2 protein-coding genes are annotated in these 1,709 nt (G+C 35.0%); both read left to right on the plus strand.

Features of this window, described 5'->3' with window-relative positions:
* The first annotated feature begins 302 nt into the window (after nt 1-302).
* Nucleotides 303-536 (plus strand): helix-turn-helix domain-containing protein, encoded by a 234-nt coding sequence (locus E5329_RS28980; protein ID WP_135992558.1) that lies wholly within the window; start codon nt 303-305, stop codon nt 534-536.
* 32 nt (nt 537-568) lie between these two features.
* Nucleotides 569-1,666, plus strand: coding sequence for a radical SAM protein (locus E5329_RS28985; protein WP_135992559.1), 1,098 nt, complete (start codon nt 569-571; stop codon nt 1,664-1,666).
* Nucleotides 1,667-1,709 lie beyond the last annotated feature (43 nt).

Below are 1,709 nucleotides of genomic sequence, written 5' to 3' on the forward strand. Positions count from 1 at the left end.
TACAACAGAAAGTCCTGTGCGGCATTTTTTTATTAAAAAAGTTGTAAACTGGTGTTATTTTTATATACTCTGAAACTATGGACAGCCATTGGAATGCAATTTTAACCCACGCAACCGATTTGAACCCCCTTAGAAGGAAAAATAAAAATGTAGAAAAATTGCTCATACGAAGTGATGAGTAGCTATTGTAGTTTAAAAATAATGTGTAGTTTTTTCGTGATGTTTCGACAAAGTATGGTGTATCCATATTGTGTTATCAACCGTAAGGTTTATAATAGATTTTATAATGGTGGAGGTGGATTATGACAACATCAGATATGGTAAGGCGAATATGCGTTAGAAAGAATATTAGCATAGCCGAACTTTGTAGATATATTGGTCAGACACCACAGAATTTTAATAAAAAGCTGAAACGAGAAACAATTTCGTATGAGGAAATGATAAAGATTTCAGAAGTATTGGGAGTTGACTATGAGCAGGTTTTTATATTTCCAGATGGTGAAAAAATAGGAATCAGAAGTAGAAGCCAAAGATAAAGTCTGTATACAAGTTGAAAAGGGGGATAAAAATGTCTCATTGCAATAAAAAGATGCTATCATTTTTCTTAACAACAAGATGTAATTTATGTTGCAGTTATTGTTATAATGCAAAGGAGCGTAATGCTATTGAGGAAAAAACACTTCCTCTAGAAATTGCTAAAGCTGGAATTGACTGGTATTTTAATCAAAATGATAGTCGCCATATAAGGTTTTATGGACCGGGAGAACCGACACAAGAGTTTGAGAGACTTAAAGAAATAACGGCGTATGCTAAAGCACATCCCAACAGAGGGGAAAAAGTTACAATTGAAATCCAGACAAATGGTGTATTTACTGAAGATGTACGCAACTGGGCATTGGACAATTTTAATATAATGTGGATGTCTTTTGATGGAATGAAAGATATACAGTCACATAATCGTCCATTGAATCCACTCTTTAGTAGTTTGTTCAATGATCGTTCGTCGGCTGATGTTTTAGAAGATAATGTGAAGTGGTTGATTAGTAATAAAGGCGACCGTAATTTAATGGTTGGTGCTCGCGTTACTATTACAGATATTAATATAAATAGACAAACTGAAATGGTAGATTATTTCTATGACCTTGGTATTCGTTATGTATGGACGAATCCTCTCTTTCATAGTGTTGGAAAAGTACCTGTATGTTTAGACGAGAAAAAGAAACAAGCATACCATTTTAATATGGATTTGTATCTTGATAATTACCTCAAAGCTTACGAGTATGCTAAGTCTAAGGGGGTTTTTTGGGGTAGTTTTCTTGCAATTAATTTTGATGGAGAATCTCCTTATCATTGCCGTTGTTGCACACCGCTGAGTGCTCCACATCTTACACCAGATGGATACATTTCTGCTTGTGATATGGTGGTCTTAGGGGAAAAACCATATCATATGAGTCCTTTTATTGTCGGCAAATGGGATGCTGATACTCATGAATTTTGGGTTGACTTGGAGAAAGTAAAAGTGCTGGAAAATAGAAAATCCACTGAAATGGCTCATTGCAGGAATTGTCCTGTTAAACTTCATTGTGGTGGTTGTTGTTTGGGAGAAACGGTAAATGAATTTGGTCGATTGGATGGTCAAAACGTAGTAAAATGTCAATGTCATTAACTTAAGGAAAAGAACAATACCGGATGTCTTTACACCCATTCAT

The organism is Petralouisia muris (assembly GCF_004793545.1).
In the GTDB taxonomy this organism is placed as follows: Bacteria; Bacillota; Clostridia; order Lachnospirales; family Lachnospiraceae; genus Petralouisia; species Petralouisia muris.